Source organism: Borrelia crocidurae, from assembly GCF_000825665.2.
In the GTDB taxonomy this organism is placed as follows: domain Bacteria; phylum Spirochaetota; class Spirochaetia; order Borreliales; family Borreliaceae; genus Borrelia; species Borrelia duttonii.
Genome location: NZ_LN609267.1, coordinates 588,774 through 592,081 on the forward strand (window position 1 = coordinate 588,774; position 3,308 = coordinate 592,081).

Below are 3,308 nucleotides of genomic sequence, written 5' to 3' on the forward strand. Positions count from 1 at the left end.
ATTCAAGGTCTGATAAGACAGGTTTTTGTTAGAGCCTTTTCTAAGGATGTAGATGTTGAGATATTAAATCCGGGTTCTAATTCTTTAAATCTTATTAATGTTTTTTTGCAAAAATTTCCTGATGTAGTTATTATTGATGAAAATACGGCTAAGTCACATTTTGGAAATTCACTTAATAATGTTCTTAATAATATTTCACTTCCTGTTGTTTTTATAGCAGAGAATGAAGTTTATCCAAAATTTGGTTTTCTTGATTCTAAAAAAGATAAGATTAAATTAATAATCAATAAACTTAATTTTAAACTTACAGTTAATTTATTTAGAAGTGATTATTTAGATTTAATTAAATCAGAGATTAAGAAATTAGTGGATCATAAGTTTGTAGCTTCTTTTGAAAGTAAGAGAATAAAATCTCCTGATTTTTTTGAAAAGACTGAAAGTAAAGAGTCTGAAAGAGATATTACTAACATAACCAAAAGTTATAAAGTTGCAGATGTTATTAATGTTTCTCCTAAAAATGGTCCAGATGTTATTCTGAAGTATCAAGGTGTAATTAATAAAAATAAGACAGGAAAAGTTGTTTTTGTTGGGGCTTCAACTGGTGGTACTGAAGCTTTAAGAGTTTTTTTAAAATTATTCAAAAAAGATTCTCCTCCAATTGTAATTGTTCAACATATGCCTGGGGGTTTTACAACATCTTTTGCAAAAAGTTTAAATAATGAATTTGAAGTTGATATAAAAGAAGCTGAAGATGGAGATATTTTAAGACCTGGTCTTGTAATAATTGCAAATGGTCATTATCATTTAATTGTGAAATATGCTAATGGAAATTATTTTACTCATCTAATTGATGGTCCTCCAGTTAGCAGACATAAACCTTCTGTTAATGTATTATTTCGTTCTGCTGCTATGTATGCAGGAGAGAATGCCATTGGAGTTATGCTTACGGGAATGGGGGATGATGGTGCTAGTTGTATGCTTGAAATGAAAAATAATGGTGCATATAACATTGCACAAGATCAATTGACTTCTGTAGTATTTGGTATGCCTATGGAGGCAATCAAGATAGGTGCTGTGGATAAGGTCCTTCCTTTAAATAAAATATCTGAGTGTATTTTAAGGAGATCTTAATGGAAAATAATGATAAATTTTTGGATATTGATTCGTACATTGGTAATGTATTAACAGAACTTGAGACTTTTGATAATCGTTCAAGGCAAGTTTATGCAAGCTTAAGTAAATCGATTCCTAGGTTAATAGAGAAGCTTTCTAAAGATATTAAAGATTTGTCTTTTAATATTGGGTTTATTTCTGATATTGATGTTGATAATGACTATTCTTTAAATAACTTTATATCTAAAGTAATAAGAGTACTTAATGATTTTGTATCTTATTTTAATTCTTCAACTGAGATTCTTGAATCTCAATTTAGTATAATACGGGATAAGGTTAAGGATATAGAAATTCTTGAAGATGTAATTGAAAAAATGAAAAAAAGTTCTATCGATATGGAGATAATGTCGATTAATACACTAACTGTTGCCATGAGAGCTGGGAGAGCTGGAGGTGCTTTTTCTTATATTACAAATGAGATTAAAACTTTAACTCAATCTATGATTAAACAAGCAGATCAGCTAACTAGTAAGGGTAGAGATATTAAGGTTGGACTTGATCGGGCTAAAGAACAGGTACTTGAAAATAATACGGCTGAGAATAAAATTCTTGAAGAATTTAAAGAGGATTTGATAAAAAATATCGATGAATTTGCAGGAAGTATTGGAGAAGTTATTGCATTTTATGATAATGTATTAAAAATACTTAATGAATTTAAATTTAAATTTGTAAATGCTGTATCTTATCTACAATTTCAAGATAGACTTACTCAGTCTTTACATCATTTAAATGTTATGTATTCTAGCATTGATGTTTTTAAATTTAGGGATACAAGTGAAATTCAAAAATTAAAAGTTTTATCTGTTTTTACAGATTCGTCTAAAATGATAATTAGGGATGTTATTTCTAAATTAGATGAGAATTGTATGGCTTTTGAAGAATTTATTGATACATCTATTTCTTCTATTCAAGTTATTAATGATTTAAAATCAAATAATTCTTCATATGTTGATATTTCAAAGTCTGTTGAATCTTGTTCTATTATCTTATTAAATTTACTTAGGAGAATAGATGATGTTGAGAAAAATAATTCTAATTTTTTAAATCTTTATTATGAACAAATTAAGCTTGTTAAATCTTTAGAATTAATGTTTTCAAATATTTCAGCTATTTCTTCTAGATTTCAAAATATCAATATAGCATCTAAAATAGAGGTTGTAAAGAGAATTGAACTTGAAGATATGGAAGGCAATATTTCTGAAATGTCCAAAATTATTAATAATATTGATTTAAATATTACTAAAGGNNNNCAACAATCGATTTTATCTATTGATTTTTTTTGAAAAAGATGTATAATATTAATTGATAAGAACCATCATTGATAGACTTTATTGTTACATGTAAATTTTTAAGAAATTGTTTAGTAGAGATAAAGAGTAATATTTTTGAAATAAAAAGGATAGCTATTGATCATGTATTATCTTATGAAATGTTTCCCGTTAATTTTTTGGAAATATTTGAAGAGGTAAAAATAGATATTCATAGTATAAAAGCTTTAAGAGAGAATCTTATAAATATTGAAAAGATTTTAATTGACATAGAAAATGATATTAATAGTAATCTTGATTCAGAGTTATTAAAACACGATCTTAAGTGTATTGAGGTGGAGGATAAAGAGTTTATTCGCAGAATTGCTAATAGATTTACTTTGTTTGTTCATAAAAAGTATTTATTATCGCTTATTGAAGATGAAAAGGATGTTCATTCATTTGATGAGGGTAGTGTAATTTTATTCTAACTTTTGTATACTTTTATATGGGTTTAGGAGCGTTTCATGCAAAAAAGGATTTTGGTTATAGATGACAATAGAGCTATTAGGCAAAGTGTTGCTTATATTTTGGAGCAGAATGGTTTTGCGGTTGCTGAGGCTCAAGATGGTCTTGAGGGTGTATCTAAATTTAAGGAAGCTGTGGGACAGAGTGATAAAGATTTTGATCTAGTAATTACAGATATCAATATGCCTAATTTAGATGGAATAGGAGTAATAAAGGAGATAAGAGAGCTTGGAAGTTTTGTTCCAATACTTGTTTTAACTACTGAATCTGAACAATCGAAAGTTGATGAAGGTCGTAAAGCTGGCGCTACTGGTTGGCTTGTTAAACCTTTCAATCCCGATACTCTTATGCAAACAATAT

General features: G+C 27.7%; 2 protein-coding genes and 2 pseudogenes (1 of these 4 only partly in view). All 4 read left to right on the forward strand.

All coding sequences use genetic code 11. The features are described from left to right. Positions 1-1,131 carry the 3' portion of a CheB methylesterase domain-containing protein gene (locus BN1173_RS02900; RefSeq protein ID WP_040236465.1) on the forward strand. Its footprint begins 21 nt before the window's first position, so the window shows 1,131 of its 1,152 coding nt (coding positions 22-1,152); its start codon lies beyond the left edge, outside the window; the stop codon is at positions 1,129-1,131. Beyond that, positions 1,131-2,419, forward strand: a pseudogene (locus BN1173_RS04805) (BB0569 family chemotaxis protein); the annotation flags it as partial. The gene BN1173_RS02900 and the pseudogene BN1173_RS04805, both read left to right, overlap by 1 nt. A 117-nt stretch (positions 2,420-2,536) precedes the next feature. Beyond that, positions 2,537-2,911, forward strand: a pseudogene (locus BN1173_RS04850) (BB0569 family chemotaxis protein); the annotation flags it as partial. A gap of 36 nt (positions 2,912-2,947) precedes the next feature. After that, positions 2,948-3,308: response regulator (locus tag BN1173_RS02910; protein ID WP_040236467.1), on the forward strand; the 361-nt coding region annotated here is incomplete at its 3' end.